The sequence below is a fragment of the Enterobacter sp. BIDMC 26 genome, from assembly GCF_000534435.1.
GTDB classification, from domain to species: Bacteria; Pseudomonadota; Gammaproteobacteria; order Enterobacterales; family Enterobacteriaceae; genus Enterobacter; species Enterobacter ludwigii.
This window is the reverse complement of the sequence record NZ_KI973182.1, coordinates 3476690-3492518: the sequence shown is the minus strand read 5'-3', so window position 1 is coordinate 3492518 and position 15829 is coordinate 3476690. Positions and strand designations below refer to the sequence as shown.

Genomic DNA, 15829 nt, shown 5'->3' with positions numbered 1-15829 from the left:
GAAGTGAAACGCCGTAGCGCCGATGGTAGTGTGGGGTCTCCCCATGCGAGAGTAGGGAACTGCCAGGCATCAAATTTAGCGTGCTGATATGGCTCAGTTGGTAGAGCGCACCCTTGGTAAGGGTGAGGTCCCCAGTTCGACTCTGGGTATCAGCACCACTTTATACTTAGGTTAAAGTTCGGCAAGAAGTAAAAGAATTTGTCTGGCGGCTTTAGCGCGGTGGTCCCACCTGACCCCATGCCGAACTCAGAAGTGAAACGCCGTAGCGCCGATGGTAGTGTGGGGTCTCCCCATGTGAGAGTAGGGAACTGCCAGACATCAAACAAGTGAAGAGGCCATCCGAAAGGATGGCCTTTTTGCGTTATGTTTCCCGGAAAAAGTCAGACCCGGTAAGCGAAGCGCCACCGGGCTAAGACACGCTTAATGGATCACTTGTGACAGGAAAGCCCGTGTACGTTCAGATTTAGGATGTGCGAAGAACTCATCCGGCGGTGCCTGCTCAACGATTTCCCCACGATCCATAAAGATCACCCGATCGGCCACGGTTCTGGCAAACCCCATTTCATGCGTCACACACAGCATGGTCATCCCGGACTGCGCCAGTCCAATCATGGTATCCAGTACCTCTTTCACCATTTCCGGATCCAGGGCGGATGTCGGTTCATCAAAAAGCATAATTTTCGGTTTCATACAGAGCGAACGGGCGATAGCCACACGCTGTTGCTGACCGCCTGATATCTGGCCGGGAAATTTATTGGCGTGCTCTGCGATACGTACCCGTTCCAGGTAGTGCATCGCCAGTGCTTCAGCCTCCTTTTTAGGCATCTTTCGTACCCAAATTGGCGCAAGCGTACAGTTCTGCAGAACGGTCAGATGGGGAAACAAGTTAAAGTGCTGAAACACCATTCCCACTTCCTGGCGCACCCGTTCGATGTTACAAATATCTTCATTCAACTCGATGCCATCAACAACAATGCGCCCCTGCTGATGTTCTTCAAGGTGGTTAATACAGCGAATGGTCGTGGATTTTCCGGACCCGGAAGGGCCACAAAGAACGATCCGTTCTCCCTGCTTAACCTTGAGGTTAATGTCTTTCAAAACATGAAACTGCCCGTACCATTTATTCACGTTTTCCAGCGTAATCATCGCGTCGGCAGGTGTCATAGTAATCTGGCTCATAATTTCCTCAGTGCGGTGTACGCCCGGTGTTAAAGCGCTTTTCCAGATGCTGGCTATAGCGCGACATGCTAAAACAAAAGATCCAGTAGATCAGAGCAGCGAAGACATATCCCTCGGTGGACATACCCAGCCAGGCAGGGTCAACGGTCGCCTGTTGCACGCTGCTAAAGAGATCGAACAGCCCGATGATGATCACCAGGCTGGTATCTTTGAAGAGGGCAATGATGGTATTGACCAGGCCCGGGATAACCAGCTTGAGTGCTTGTGGCAATATCACCAGTCCCTGCGTTTTCCAGTAGCCAAGCGCCAGTGATTCCGCCGCTTCGTACTGACCTTTAGGCAGAGCCTGCAGGCCCCCACGCACCACTTCCGCAACGTAAGCGGACTGGAAAAGGATGACCCCGACCAGGGCACGGATCAGTTTGTCTATCGTTGTCCCTTCTGCCATAAACAGCGGCAACATGACCGAAGACATAAACAGAACGGTGATAAGCGGTACGCCACGCCAGAATTCAATGAAAATAACGGAAAGCACACGTACGACAGGCATTTTTGAGCGCCGCCCAAGCGCGAGCAAAATACCCCATGGCAGTGCGCCGGCTATCCCAACGGACGCGATAATCAGCGTCAGCGTTAACCCACCCCACTGACGTGTTTCAACACGTTCCAGCCCCAGGAAGCCGCCATACAACAGCCCCCAAACAATAATGGGATACACCACTGCCCAACAGGCAATATAACGGCCCCGATGAGGCAGTTTTTTCCAGAACATTACGGCGATGGAGAGCAGCCCGATGGCCAGTGCCAGATTAATCCGCCAGCGCTGTTCATGCGGATACAATCCATACATGAACTGGCCAAAGCGCTCATGGATAAACACCCAGCAGGCCCCTGCTTTTGTGCAGTCTGCGCGAGTGGATCCCGACCAGTTAGCCTGTAAAAAAGCCCAGTTCAGCAGCGGTGGAATTAATTCCCACATAAGCCACAAACATACAATTGTCAGCAGGCTGTTACTCCAGCTGGAGAACAGATTCTTACGCGCCCAGAGAATTAAACGTCCGCCTGTCGAACCGGCAGGGCGCGAGGAGTGCGACAGTATCGCTTTTGTCATCATAGATCCTTAGCGCTCGACCAGTGCTATACGACGGTTATAGAGGTTCATCAGCAACGAAATCACCAGGCTGATGATCAGATAGACAGACATTGTGATGGCGATAGTTTCAATGGCTTGTCCGGTCTGGTTAAGCACGGTTCCGGCAAACAGCGACACCATATCGGGGTAGCCAATGGCGGCCGCCAGCGATGAGTTTTTGACAATATTGAGGTATTGACTGGTCAGCGGCGGAATGATGACCCGTAACGCTTGCGGAATAATGACCTGACGAAGCGTCACCGTATGGGGTAATCCCAGCGAGCGTGCCGCCTCGTGTTGTCCGTAAGGAACGGCCTGGATCCCCGCACGAATAATCTCGGCGATAAATGCAGAGGTATAAATCGAAAGCGCCAGCGTCAGTGCTGCCAGCTCAGGAATTAAAACCATTCCGCCCTGGAAGTTAAAGCCACGCAGCTGCGGAATATCCCAGTGAAGGGCGGCCCCAAACAGCCAGTGTGTCAGGAGTGGCAGGCCAATGATAAGGATGGCGGCGGTTGGCCAGGTTTTACGAAGCTGCCCGGTTTTGAACTGATGCTTGCGGTTATAGCGGAATATGGCAGCTGAGAGAGCAAGCGCTATTACAAGGGCGGCAATGAAGGCATACAACCCTTCACCCGGCTGCGGAGAAGGAATATACAACCCGCGATTACTCAGGAAAAACAGATCAAGAGCATCAATAGCCTGACGTGGCCCCGGCAGGTTGCGCAGCACGGCAAAATACCAGAAAAAGATCTGCAGCAGCGGCGGGATATTACGGAACGTCTCAATATAAAAAGTAGACAGTTTGCGTAGCAGCCAGTTTTCGGACAAACGTGCCAGACCAATAAAGAAGCCCAGTATGGAGGCAAAAACAATACAAAGTGCAGAGACCAGCAGCGTATTCAGTAAACCGACCACGAACACGCGTCCATACGTGTCGCCTTCCTGATAATCAATAAGGTGTTGAACAATGCCAAACCCCGCGCTGCGATCCAGAAAAGCAAAGCCTGAGGTAATACCGCGATTATTCAGGTTGGTTATAGTGTTATGGATGAGATACACGGCGATAAGAACAACCGCAATAATCGCAATAACCTGGAATAGCCAGGCGCGGACCGCGGGATGAGAAAAGGATAGCGATCCTTTTACGGCTGAGCGGCGATGGGACATAAAGAAACCTCGGTAACCATGACTCTGGGGCGGGCACTGCCTTAACAGTGCCCGTTACAGCAATGACTTAACGTACTGGTGGCGCGTACTGAATACCGCCGTTGTTCCAGAGATTGTTCTGGCCGCGTTTGATCTTCAGAGGGCTTTCCGATCCCACGTTGCGCTCAAAGATCTCAGCGTAGTTACCCACCTGTTTGATGATGTTGTAAGCCCACTTGTTATCCAGCTTCAGATCCTTCCCGAAATCGCCCTCTGTTCCCAGCAGATGAGCCATATCCGGCGTGGACGGTTTAGCGGCTTTCTCGTCGACGTTTTTCGAGTTGATGCCCATCTCTTCGGCATTCAGCATGGCAAACAGCGTCCAGCGAACAATGGAGAACCAGTCTTCATCGCCACGACGCACAACCGGTCCAAGAGGCTCCTTGGAGATCACTTCGGGCAGGACAATCCACTCCGCCGGGTTGCTCAGCTTAATACGCAAGGCGTACAGCTGTGACTGGTCAGAAGCCAGCGTGTCGCAACGACCGGATTCCAGCGCTTTGGCCGATTCATCGGAGCGATCGAATGTCACAGGGGTATATTTCATGTTATTTGCTTTGAAATAATCCGCGACGTTCAGCTCGGTATCGGTACCGGCCTGGATACAAACGGTCGCGCCATCCAGCTCTTTGGCGCTTTTCAGCCCCGCTTTATTGTGGGTCAGGAAACCGATACCGTCATAATAGGTCACGCCAGTAAATGCCATTCCCATGCCTGCATCACGGGAGGAGGTCCAGGTGGTATTACGGGAAAGCATGTCAACTTCGCCAGACTGTAATGCAGCAAAACGTTCTTTCGCCGTCAGCGGGGTATATTTTACTTTACTGTCGTCACCGAAAACGGCGGCGGCAACACCGCGGCAGACATCAACATCAATACCGGTAAATTTGCCGTTTGCATCGGCATAAGAGAAGCCAGGTAAACCGTCACTGATCCCACATTGAACAAACCCTTTCTTTTTAACGGCATCCAGTGTCGTACCCGCATGGGCCTGACCGGCTACAGCAAACAACATGCCCGCGGCGGCCAGGCTGGCTATCATCGTCTTTTTCATAATGCATCCTGTGTGGCGAAATTTATCGTTATAGAGGCGTTTTAAACGCTTTACCTGTCTGTGGCTTTGGCCAACGTTTATAAAGCAAACGTAATGCCAGGTTTTGCGCTCAACAAAATAGGTGACCAATGAACGCATAATGCTGAGTGTAGACAGGGTTAAATAAAGAGAGCGCCCCGAAACGGTGCGAAATTACAACCTGTGCCACAAATCGGAGCAAAACTTTCAGCGGCTATACCTTAAAAAGAAGAGATAGTTTCTGGGGTGAATATTGGCAGGGTATTAAATATAATTAATATGTGAAAATCATCACGATAGAATATGTAATTTAACGCTGTGCATTAAAAATATGTGACTGTCCGCAGGATGAAATAAACAAGGTGGGTAAAGACAGGGCTATTTTTTTACTTATCTGAAAACGCTGCACTCTTTAAAAGCAAAAGCGCGGACAGAGCCGCGCTTTCTACACACATGATACGTTCTGATGTTACTTCGTCAGAGCAACGATACCCAGCGTCAAACCTGCCACTGCGGCAGCACCACCGGCGATAGCACCTGCTGTTTCCCAGTTGTCCTGAGTGGTGCCTTTCATACAGGTATTGGTATGAACCAGTCGGCCTTGATCGTCGTATACCGGTACACATGGAGAGTCGTGCGCGCATCCAGCAAGCAGCGCAGCGAGTAGTGCAACGGAAATGAATCTTTTCATGATGTTACCTCAGTATTATTTCTCATTCGCTATACAGCCAGGAGGGTTATTAACGAACTGGAGACTATTTTACCACCGGGATAAGGCAACGTTGCACGGGGAATAATCTCAAATTATGTTGTTTGTAAAAATCGTGGAGAAAAGTCGCTGTCAGGATGAATTAATGGAGAAAATATGAAGACGTAACGCGGCATTTTTACTTAATGCAAATGGTTAACTATTAATGCTGTGAGTATGACATATCTAATTCATTGTTTATGCTAAAAATAAAAAAGGCACCTGAGGTGCCTTTTTTGAGAAACATTACTCTTTATGTTTCGTAAACCGGCGCCGGACAACCACAAAGAAGACGGGCACGAAGAAAATTGCCAGAAGCGTTGCGGAAAGCATCCCTCCCATAACACCTGTCCCGACAGCATTTTGCGCGCCGCTCCCGGCTCCTCTGCTGATGACCAGTGGCATCACGCCAAGGATAAAGGCCAGCGACGTCATCAGGATCGGTCGAAGGCGCATTCTGGATGCTTCCAGTGTGGCTTCAATGATCCCTTTACCTTCTTTATCCATCAGATCCTTAGCAAACTCGACGATCAGAATGGCGTTTTTCGCCGACAGACCAATCGTTGTCAGCAGGCCGACCTGGAAATAGACATCATTATTTAACCCGCGAATCGATGCGGCGAGAAGCGCGCCCGTGACACCCAGCGGCACAACCAGCATGACCGAGAAGGGAATAGACCAGCTTTCATAAAGCGCAGCCAGGCACAGGAACACCACAATCAATGAAATGGCGTACAGGGCAGGTGCCTGGTTACCAGAAAGTCGTTCCTGATAAGACATTCCCGTCCAGTCATGGCCGATACCGGAAGGCAGTTTTGCGGCGAGGTTCTCCATCAAGGCCATCGCCTCACCGGTACTTTTACCCGGCGCGGACTCACCGAGGATCTCCATCGAAGGCATTCCGTTGTAGCGCTCCAGGCGAGGCGAGCCATACACCCAGTGCGAGCTGCTAAAGGAGGAGAACGGCACCATTTCACCATTCGCGCTGCGCACGTAGAGGTTGTTGATGTCCCCTGGCAACATACGGAAGTGAGCGTCGGCCTGGACGTACACTTTTTTCACGCGTCCATGATCGATAAAGTCGTTCACATAGGTTCCCCCCAATGCCGTCGAGATCGTCTGGTTGACGTCAGAGAGGCTGACGCCCAACGCCTGTGCCTTCTCCTGGTCGACATCCAGTTTGAACTGTGGGGTATCTTCCAGACCGTTAGGACGAACGCGAACCAGCAGATCGGGGTGCGCTTTCACCATGCCGAGCAGTTGATTACGCGCCTGGGTCAGTTGGGTATGCCCCAGGTTAGCTTGATCAATCAACTCAAAGTCAAAGCCCGTTGCGGTACCCAGCTCGATAATCGCTGGCAGGTTAAACGGGAACACGAGGCCATCTTTAATCTGACTGAAGGCCTTCGTCGCACGCCTTACGATCGCCTCAACGCTATTTTCTGCTCCGGGACGCGCTTCCCAGGGCTTTAGGCTAACGAACGCAATACCGGAGTTCTGACCCTGACCACTAAAGCTAAAGCCGTTCACGGTAAACACCGATTCAACGTTAGCCTTCTCGTTGTTGAGATAATAGTTTTGAACCTGGTCAAGCACCTGCTGGGTTCGCATCTGGGTGGCACCGGCGGGGAGCTGGACCATGGTCATAAATACCCCCTGATCCTCTTCGGGCAGGAAGGAGGTGGGTAAGCGCAGGAACAGTACGGCCATGCCCCCGACGATGATGACGTATACCACCAGATAGCGCCCGGTCTTACGCAAAATGCCGCTTACGCTATTGCTGTAATGCTCCACGCTCCGGTCAAAGAGCGCATTAAACCAGCCGAAGAAGCCACCTTTCTTTTCGTGGCTATCGCTGGAGACGGGCTTAAGCAAGGTGGCGCACAGTGCCGGTGTCAGAATCAGAGCGACCAGCACTGACAGCGCCATAGCCGAGACAATGGTCAGCGAGAACTGACGATAGATGGCTCCCGTTGAACCGCCAAAAAAGGCCATGGGGATAAAGACCGCCGAGAGCACCATGGCGATACCCACCAGTGCGCCCTGTATCTGCCCCATCGACTTCTGCGTCGCCTCTTTTGGCGGCAGCTTGTCCTCAACCATGACGCGTTCGACGTTCTCAACCACCACGATGGCGTCATCAACCAGCAGGCCAATCGCCAGCACCATACCGAACATGGTCAGGGTGTTGATGGAGAAACCGAACGCCGCCAGGATCGCAAACGTACCCAACAGCACGACCGGCACCGCAATTGTCGGGATAAGCGTCGCCCGCAGGTTTTGCAGGAAAAGATACATCACCAGGAAGACGAGAATGATCGCTTCGAACAGCGTTTTCACCACTTCGTGGATAGAGATCTTCACAAAAGGCGTGGTGTCATAGGGGTAGACTACTTTCAGCCCCTGCGGGAAGAACTGCTGGAGCTGGGCCAGTTTGCTCTTGATGGCGGCGGCCGTGTCCAGTGCGTTTGCACCGGTAGCCAGCTTAATCCCCAGGCCGGTTGCCGCTTGCCCGTTGATTTTGGTGACCATATTGTAGTTTTCGCCACCCAGCTCAATGCGGGCCACATCTTTCAGATGAACCATGGAGCCGTCCTGGTTCACCTTGAGCGTCACGCGGCCAAACTCTTCCGGAGATTTCAGACGCGTTTGTGCAATGATCGAGGCGTTCAACTGCTGCCCCGGTACTGACGGCGTTCCGCCTAACTGGCCGGCCGCTATCTGGTCGTTCTGCGTTTTCAGCTGATTAATCACATCCAGTGGCGTCAGCTGGTATTTGTTCATCGCGTTGCTGTCGAGCCAGATGCGCATCGCATACTGGGCACCAAACAGCTGCACATCACCAACTCCCGTGGTGCGGCTAATGGCATCTTTCACGTTAGACGCGACATAGTCAGAGATGTCATCCTGCGTGAGGTCTTTGTTATCGGAAACAAAGCCTGCGACCAGCAGGAAGCTGCTGCTGGACTTCTCAACACCGATCCCTTGCTGCTGGACCTCTTGTGGTAGCAGCGGCATGGCGAGCTGCAGTTTGTTCTGCACCTGTACCTGCGCAATGTCCGGGTCTGTTCCAGACTGGAAGGTCAGCGTGATGGTGACATTACCTGCGGAATCGCTGGTGGATGACATATACATCAGGTTATCGATACCGTTCATGTTCTGTTCGATAACCTGCGTTACGGTATCCTGCACCGTTTGCGCATCAGCACCCGGATACGTTGCGGTGATAGCCACGGCGGGAGGGGCAATGGTCGGATACTGCGCTATGGGCAGTTTGAGAATAGCCAGCCCGCCTGCAATCATCAAAATGATGGCAAGCACCCAAGCGAAAACCGGCCGTTGGATAAAGAAATTAGCCATGTCGTCGTCCCTTAACCGGCTGGAGTCGTGGTGGTATCAGGCGTCGCGACGACGGTAGCGCCCGGTCTGACTTTTTGTAAGCCGCTGATAATGACGCGGTCGCCATTTTTCAGCCCTTCCGTCACCAGCCAGCGATCGCCAATCGCCTGAGGGGCAACGACGGTACGTGACTCAACCTGGTTTTTATCGTTAACCACCAGAACGGATGCATCACCGCGCGGCGTGCGGGTCACGCCTTGTTGTGGGACCAGAATCGCATCAGGCTGTGTGCCTTCATCAATGCGGGCCCGGACAAACATGCCAGGCAACAGCAGGTGCTGTGGGTTTGGGAAAATCGCGCGCAAGGTGATAGAGCCGGTACTTTCGTCGACCGTGACATCCGAGAACTGCAGCGTACCTTTCAACGGGTAGGGCTGACCATTCTCCATCACCAGCTCAACGGTGCTGGTGGCCTCTCCTTTTTGCAGGCTCGTCTGCTTCAGACGCATAAAATCACTGCTGGACTGGGTGACGTCGACATACATCGGATCAAGCTGCTGAACCGTTGCCAGGGCTGCGGCTTGCCCGTTCGTCACCAGTGCGCCTTCGGTGACGCTGGATTTACCGATGCGACCCTCGACGGGAGACGTCACTTTGGTATAGGCAAGATTAATGCGCGCGCTTTCAACGCCTGCCTGTGCGGCAACGACGCTGGCATCTGCTTGCTGCGCTGTCGCCACGGCCTGGTCGTATTCCTGCTTGCTGACATACTGCGTGCCAACCAGCGTGAGATAACGTTTTACCGTCAGGTGCGCAATGTTAGCCGCCGCCTGGGCCTTCGCGAGTTCACCTTTCGCGTTGTCATACGCGGCCTGATAGGTGGCAGGATCGATCTGATAAAGTGACTCGCCGGCTTTTACATCACTTCCCTCTGTGAAGTTACGACGCAATATGATGCCGCTTACCTGAGGACGAACCTCCGCAACGCGAAAGGCATCTGTTCTGCCCGGGAGTTCGGTGGTGACAGCCAGAGGGGCGCTTTTCACTATATGCACGCTGACCTGAGGCGCCTGCGGATGCGGTGGTTGGTTTTCCTGACCATCGCATCCAGTGAGCAGTACCGCGCAGACAATAAAACCGGATAAGGGCAAACGTCTGAAATAATTCGTCATTACTGTTCCTTTAAATACCCATGAACCGATATTTGCCGTGAATCGGTAGCAGGGCAGAGGGATAAAAATAAAATGTAGGGCGTATAATAATGAGGGTAATTAATGTTTTTTAATTTATAAGTGCGAATGAACAGGCCTTAAGGCAAAAATCAGAATCAAACCTGGTGTTAGCGAGGATATACTTCTGGCTGGTTAATCAGATAAATGGCATTTAACGTGGTTCAATTATTCGTCTCATGAATTTAATTATATCTATGCATTTGTCTAAATTATTAATTAAGCGATTTGACTTTTTTTGTGCAAAATTAAAACGCAAAGTAGTGAATACTTTCGTGTACCTGATCCGTGTAAATATAAACCTTGTGAGTAACGAGTAGTCGTCTATGGCGCGTAAAAAGAAAGAAGAGGCTCAACAGACCCGTCAGCAGCTGATTGAAGCGGCTATCGGGCAGTTTGCGACGCGGGGCGTGGCGAACACGACGCTGACGGATATCGCGGATGCAGCAAATGTTACACGGGGTGCCATCTATTGGCATTTTACCAGTAAATCAGAAATATTTAATGCCATCTGGGAACAGCAATTACCGTTTCGTGACATCATTCGTGACAGACTTTCTCTTTCTGCGGGCAGCGATCCTTTGTTAATGCTTCGTGAGCAATTTATTGCTGCGTTGCAATATATTGCACATGAGCCTCGGCAATGCGCTCTTTTGCAAATTTTGTATCATAAGTGTGAATTTAATAGCGATATGATTTCAGAGTGTGAAATCAGAAAACGTATTGGTTTTAATTATGAGTCTTTACGTACCACGTTGCAGGACTGTATTTCTCTGAACCTCATTTCGTCACAGGTAAATGTTGATCTGACCCTGATTGTTTTCCACGGTTTTTTCAGCGGAATCATTAAAAACTGGTTAATGAATAACAGCAGCTTTAATCTTTATCAGCAGGCTCCTGCGCTGGTTGATAGCATTCTGGCGACACTCCCTGTCGTGCGGGTGTCGCCTCATGAGGATGATTTTAGCTCAGCGCCAGGTAACATTTCCCCTTGCGCGCAGAGCGTTTCGATGGTCTGAGCACTGACCGGTTTGCCCAACAGATAGCCCTGAAGCGTGTTGCAGCCCAGCGCCGTCAAAAAGGTTTGCTGTGCTTCGGTTTCCACCCCTTCCGCTACGACTTTCAGATTTAGCGTTTTTGCCAGGGCCACGATCGCTGAGACAATGGTGGCGTCTTCGCTTTCACCGCTTAACTCTTTCACGAACGCTCTGTCGATTTTCAATTCACAGGCCGGCAGGCGCTTGAGATAAAGCAGGCTGGAGTAGCCGGTACCAAAATCATCAATGGACGCTTTCACGCCCGCGTCCGTCAGCTCTGTCAGCACGCGCACACTCTCATCCGGGTTGCTCATCGCCGTGGTTTCCGTCACTTCAAGGATCAGCATCTCCGGCGGTACGTTGTGACGTGTCAGGCAGTCGAGCACCGTTTTAACCAGTGAAGGTTGCTCAAACTGCAGTGTCGACAGGTTCACCGCCATCGACCAGTTTTGATGCCCCTGAAGGTGCCACTCCCGCAACTGACGGCAGGCCTCATTAAGCACCCAGTTACCAATCGGGATGATCAGCCCCGTTTTTTCCGCCAGCGGCAGGAACAGGTCTGGCGTCAGCAATCCCTGCTTCGGGTGTTGCCAGCGCAATAGCGCCTCGAACCCAAGGACAGGACCCGCCGGTGCGTGGAATTTTGGCTGATAAAGCAGGCGCAGTTCATTACGATCGATAGCCAGCCACAGATCGTTCATCAACTGGAGATGGGTCTGCGCCAGGGTGTTCATGGAGGGCTGGAAAAAGTGATAACCGTTTCGGCCCATGTGCTTCGTGTGGTACATCGCCGCATCGGCGTTAAACATCAGCTCGCGCTCGGTTTTACCGTCGTGGGGATAGAGCGCGATACCAATGCTAAGGGTTACCACCAGTTCATAGGGATCCAGATTGAACGGGCTATCGATAGCGCGAACCAGCGAGTTGGCCAGCGAGGCCGCATCATCCGGACCTTCTCCTTCTGCCAGCAGAACAAACTCATCACCACCGATACGGGCAAGGGTGAACTGACCCTTCAGGGGCGTGAGCAGGCGCTGCGTCACGGCGACAAGCAGTCTGTCACCGACATCATGGCCGTACGCATCGTTGATGGTTTTAAACCCGTCGAGATCCATGAACATCAGTGCAAAATGGGTGCCTTCACGGTCAGCTTTGCTGATGGCCTGATCGAGTCGGTCCTCCAGCAAAACACGGTTTGGCAGACGCGTCAGCGTATCCTGCAAAGCCAGTTGAGCGAGTTCGCGGTTCGCTTCTGCAAGGGATGAGGCCAGAAGGGAGGTTCGTGCCTGAAGGCGGGCATCCAGCATCGAGACCAGCAGCGTGATCCCCAGTATGGAGAGTGCGACGACGCTGACCAGTACTGCCAGCCAGCTGCCGTTAATACCTTCATGGTGTGTCATGGTCGACATGGGAAACTGAGCGGCTTTCATCCCGGCATAGTGCATACCGGCAATGGCGATCCCCATCGTAACGGCGGCGGCAAAACGCATCAGCGACACCTGAGACGCTTCATGCCGCAAGCGGAACGTCAGCCATAATGCGGCGAGCGAAGCCGCAAGCGCAATGACAACCGAAATGGCCACCCATGTTTTGTCCCAGATAATACCGGGAGAGACTTCCAGCGCCGCCATGCCGGTGTAATGCATCGCCACAATGCCGCAGCCCATCACTAACGCACCGGGCAGCAGACGGCGCAAACGTAACTGCTCACAGCTAACGAGCCACAGCGCAAACAGTGACGAGCCCACGGCGATAACCATGGATAGCACCGTCAGGGTCGCGTTGTAGCGCATGCTCATGGAGAGGTCCATCGCCAGCATGCCGATAAAATGCATGGCCCACACGCCAATCCCCATGGCAATACCGCCGCCGGCCAGCCAGACGCGCGCAGCCACGCCCTGACTCCCGGCAACACGAGCAGCCATATTCAGCGCGGTATAGGCAGCAAGGATAGCAACAACAAAGGAGAGGACGACGAGGATATGGTTGTATTGGCTAACCAGCATGATCGGTTCTACTCGAGTGTGAGGTTACGCAGGCGCGGTTGAGAAGGGCGAGACATTATCATTGTAAGGTAACGGCTCAAAGGGATTTAAATCCCCGTTTTTAGTGGGTCATAACAGTGAGTTTAGCGACGTCAGGCGGTTAGTCGAGTTCTGAGCAGTTCACTAATTTTAGCGGATTTACGGAATTCATATTGCGACACTTATCGGCTTCAGTGCTCATCAGTTCAATCCACTGCATCAGGAGCGCGTCGAAGAGGAAAACCGAGACAGCAAATACAACCAGCCACCAGTATTTACGAATCATGCGTATCGTTCCGGGCGAAGAGGTTCAGTGAGGTGGTGGAAATATACACGAAAAGTCGCGGTTTAAAAGGGGGATAAACGAAGGTTTACACAGCCTTGACGGTGACAGGCGCGGGCAATAAAAAAGGCGCATCCCCATGCCAGGTAGCGCCTTTTTAAACAAGCATTTCGCTAACCGAAATTAGTTCATGCCGTATTTTTTCAGTTTCTTACGCAGTGTACCACGGTTGATACCCATCATCAGGGCAGCGCGGGTTTGGTTACCGCGGGTGTATTGCATCACCATGTCCAACAGTGGCTGTTCAACTTCAGCCAGTACCAGCTCATACAGGTCATTAACATCCTGACCGTTCAGTTGAGCAAAATAGTTCTTCAGTGCCTGTTTAACCGAGTCACGCAGGGGCTTTTGAGTCACCTGATCCTGAGAGTTAACGGTAGAAACGGTCAGTACGTCAGAATTTACGCGTTGTTCGAACATAGTTCTGTCAGCTCTTTATTTCATTACGCAAGATTTTCGAAGTATGCCTCCAACGCCTCCAGCTGTACGCTGGCATCCTCTATGGCGTTGAATGTGCGCCGAAACTGGTCATTTGGAGCGTGCTCCTGGAGATACCAGGATACGTGTTTACGCGCAATTCGGTACCCTTTTGCCTGACCATAAAAGTCATGCAATTCCCGAACATGCGAACAAAGCAAGCGCTTTACCTCTGCCAGTGGCAGTGGGGCAAGCAACTCCCCAGTGTCCAGATAATGCTGGATTTCCCGAAAGATCCAGGGTCTTCCCTGAGCGGCACGTCCTATCATCAGAGCATCAGCTCCCGTATAGTCGAGCACAGCTCTGGCTTTAAGCGGGTCAGTAATGTCACCATTCGCGATAACCGGAATGGAAACTTTCTGCTTAACTGCCCGAATGCTGTCGTATTCAGCTTCACCATTGAACAAACAGGCGCGAGTGCGTCCATGGATGGTCAGGGCCTGAATGCCACAGTCTTCGGCCAGTTGGGCAATCTCTACACAGTTACGGTGTTCCGGCGACCAACCCGTGCGAATCTTCAACGTAACAGGAACGTCCACTGCGCTGACAACCGCGGTCAGGATAGACTTCACCTGGTCGGGGTATTGCAGAAGGGCTGAACCTGCAAGCTTGCGATTCACTTTCTTGGCCGGGCAACCCATATTGATATCAATAATCTGGGCGCCACTTTCCACGTTAATCCGCGCGGCATCTGCCATCTCTTCAGGCACGCTTCCGGCAATTTGCACGGTGCGAATACCTGGTTCATCAACGTGCACCATCCGAAGGCGGGACTTATCGCTTTCCCACACTTGTGGGTTAGACGACATCATCTCGGAAACGGTTAAACCTGCCCCCATCTCATAGCACAGCGTCCTGAACGGCCGGTCGGTAATACCTGCCATTGGGGCTGCGATCAGGCGATTTCTGAGCTGGTAGTGTCCGATGCGCATGAGTTAAGAAATGACCATACTGTGACTGCAAGGCGGCGTATATTACGCATTTTTTGCACGAGATGAAAGGCCAAACTTTGAACAATCCACTGTTGTAGATCAAGGAATCGCCGCTCTGTCCTTCAGGTGAAAATTATAAACCTGTTAAATCATAAAGTTATGATGGAATGATTATTTTATAGCCGCTTACAATTTCCCGTAACTTCTCATCATTTCTGAATAAATGCATCACTTGAGCGGGATAATCTGCTGTTTTTAGCAGCAGATTATCCCGCTTGTTTGCGATCTGAGTCGCATTTTAGAACATGATCTGCATGCGAAAAATGCGCATTATTCGACGACTACGCGACCATGAAGGGGTTGTACCGGGCGGTTATTTTCGTGGTGCATCATGTGGGAGAATTTCTCAAGCTGCTCTGTAGAGACGGTCTGCGGGTGCTTCAGTACAATCCAGGTTACCCCCTCTGAGCACGGCGGTGTGGTCAACGAGCCGCTAAAGCGCCAGTACGTTTTATCTTTTGGAATCAGCTTGTTCAGATTGAGATCCTGCTTAATGGAGACGTTCTGTTCGGCCTGCTCAGGCATGACGCTCCACAGCTTATTCAGTTCCGGGTTCGCGGCCCCTTTATCGAACATGACCGCCACCACCGCCAGCTCACCGGCCGCGTTTTTGTGCACCAGATGCATTTCCATCGCAAATTTCTTGCCATGCACGGTGTTTTCGCTCGGCGCGTGGAAATGGAACTGTTGCAGGGTCCAGGTTTGCTTATCGAGGGTAAGGGTATCGCGGGTTTCCGGCTTTTCACTTGCCTGAATGGTGTGGCCGTTGTTCGTCAGCGTCACAGGGCCATCAATGTAATGTGTTTGCAGCGGGGAGAGGTGCGCGTTAGCAGTGGATTCAATGTTGATGGGGGACTGGTTCATCCCGCTTTGACAGGTTTTATAGGCCTCGTCCAGTTCGCCCCAGTGTTCCGGTGCGCCTTCGCCTTCGTAGCTCCAGTGTGATGCGCAGGCTGAAGCCGAGATAATGCTCAGCGCGAAGAGCGCTGCCTTGCCAGTAAAGTGGGTCATAGTATTCTTCCGGTGAATTATTGTGGTTCAAACCATT

Annotated in this window: 13 protein-coding genes, 1 tRNA gene and 1 rRNA gene; 3 read left to right on the top strand and 12 right to left on the bottom strand. The window is 52.1% G+C overall.

Annotated features, from left to right (window positions below; translation table 11 throughout):
• Positions 1 to 82 precede the first annotated feature (82 nt).
• Positions 83 to 158: transfer RNA gene (locus L462_RS06970), tRNA-Thr, on the top strand.
• 43 nt (positions 159 to 201) lie between these two features.
• A 5S ribosomal RNA gene (gene rrf, locus L462_RS06975) occupies positions 202 to 317 on the top strand.
• A 103-nt stretch (positions 318 to 420) separates the two neighbouring features.
• Here rrf and L462_RS06980 read toward each other — a convergent pair.
• The 7 genes from L462_RS06980 to L462_RS07010 all read right to left on the bottom strand — a co-directional run bounded on the left by L462_RS06980 (position 421) and on the right by L462_RS07010 (position 9851).
• The gene (locus tag L462_RS06980; RefSeq protein WP_032679080.1) at positions 421 to 1179 is read right to left on the bottom strand and encodes an amino acid ABC transporter ATP-binding protein; all 759 of its coding nucleotides are present in this window, start codon (positions 1177 to 1179) and stop codon (positions 421 to 423) included.
• A 7-nt stretch (positions 1180 to 1186) separates the two neighbouring features.
• A complete protein-coding gene (locus L462_RS06985) occupies positions 1187 to 2290 on the bottom strand; it encodes an amino acid ABC transporter permease (RefSeq protein WP_032679078.1) in 1104 nt (367 codons plus the stop codon).
• 9 nt (positions 2291 to 2299) lie between these two features.
• Positions 2300 to 3481: an amino acid ABC transporter permease gene (locus tag L462_RS06990; protein WP_032679077.1), complete on the bottom strand. Its 1182-nt coding sequence runs from the start codon at positions 3479 to 3481 to the stop codon at positions 2300 to 2302.
• Between the two features lie 67 nt (positions 3482 to 3548).
• Positions 3549 to 4574 carry an amino acid ABC transporter substrate-binding protein gene (locus L462_RS06995; RefSeq protein WP_032679076.1) on the bottom strand — a complete coding sequence of 342 codons (1026 nt, stop codon included), beginning with the start codon at positions 4572 to 4574 and terminating at the stop codon, positions 3549 to 3551.
• A gap of 487 nt (positions 4575 to 5061) precedes the next feature.
• Complete coding sequence (locus tag L462_RS07000; RefSeq protein ID WP_008502867.1) at positions 5062 to 5283, bottom strand: lipoprotein; 222 nt, start codon at positions 5281 to 5283, stop codon at positions 5062 to 5064.
• 303 nt (positions 5284 to 5586) lie between these two features.
• The gene (locus L462_RS07005) at positions 5587 to 8700 is read right to left on the bottom strand and encodes an efflux RND transporter permease subunit (RefSeq protein ID WP_032679075.1); all 3114 of its coding nucleotides are present in this window, start codon (positions 8698 to 8700) and stop codon (positions 5587 to 5589) included.
• Positions 8701 to 8711: 11 nt separating this feature from the next.
• Positions 8712 to 9851 (bottom strand): efflux RND transporter periplasmic adaptor subunit, encoded by a 1140-nt coding sequence (locus L462_RS07010; protein WP_032679074.1) that lies wholly within the window; start codon positions 9849 to 9851, stop codon positions 8712 to 8714.
• A gap of 383 nt (positions 9852 to 10234) precedes the next feature.
• On the opposite strand from L462_RS07010, the gene envR reads away from it, so the two are divergent.
• On the top strand, positions 10235 to 10927 hold the full coding sequence (gene envR / locus L462_RS24555) for an acrEF/envCD operon transcriptional regulator (protein ID WP_072031459.1): 693 nt from the start codon (positions 10235 to 10237) through the stop codon (positions 10925 to 10927).
• Here envR and L462_RS07015 read toward each other — a convergent pair.
• The 5 genes from L462_RS07015 to L462_RS07035 all read right to left on the bottom strand — a co-directional run bounded on the left by L462_RS07015 (position 10858) and on the right by L462_RS07035 (position 15792).
• Positions 10858 to 12951, bottom strand: a complete 2094-nt coding sequence (locus L462_RS07015) for a putative bifunctional diguanylate cyclase/phosphodiesterase (RefSeq protein ID WP_014171873.1) — start codon at positions 12949 to 12951, stop codon at positions 10858 to 10860. The two genes, envR and L462_RS07015, sit on opposite strands and share 70 nt — an antisense overlap.
• 139 nt (positions 12952 to 13090) lie before the next feature.
• Positions 13091 to 13255, bottom strand: coding sequence for a DUF2556 family protein (locus L462_RS07020; protein WP_020883498.1), 165 nt, complete (start codon positions 13253 to 13255; stop codon positions 13091 to 13093).
• 180 nt (positions 13256 to 13435) lie between these two features.
• A complete protein-coding gene (fis, locus tag L462_RS07025) occupies positions 13436 to 13732 on the bottom strand; it encodes a DNA-binding transcriptional regulator Fis (protein WP_000462905.1) in 297 nt (98 codons plus the stop codon).
• 23 nt (positions 13733 to 13755) lie between these two features.
• Positions 13756 to 14721, bottom strand: coding sequence for a tRNA dihydrouridine synthase DusB (gene dusB, locus L462_RS07030; RefSeq protein ID WP_014171871.1), 966 nt, complete (start codon positions 14719 to 14721; stop codon positions 13756 to 13758).
• Positions 14722 to 15051: 330 nt separating this feature from the next.
• A complete protein-coding gene (locus L462_RS07035; protein ID WP_032679073.1) occupies positions 15052 to 15792 on the bottom strand; it encodes a carbonic anhydrase in 741 nt (246 codons plus the stop codon).
• Between the last annotated feature and the right edge of the window lie 37 nt (positions 15793 to 15829).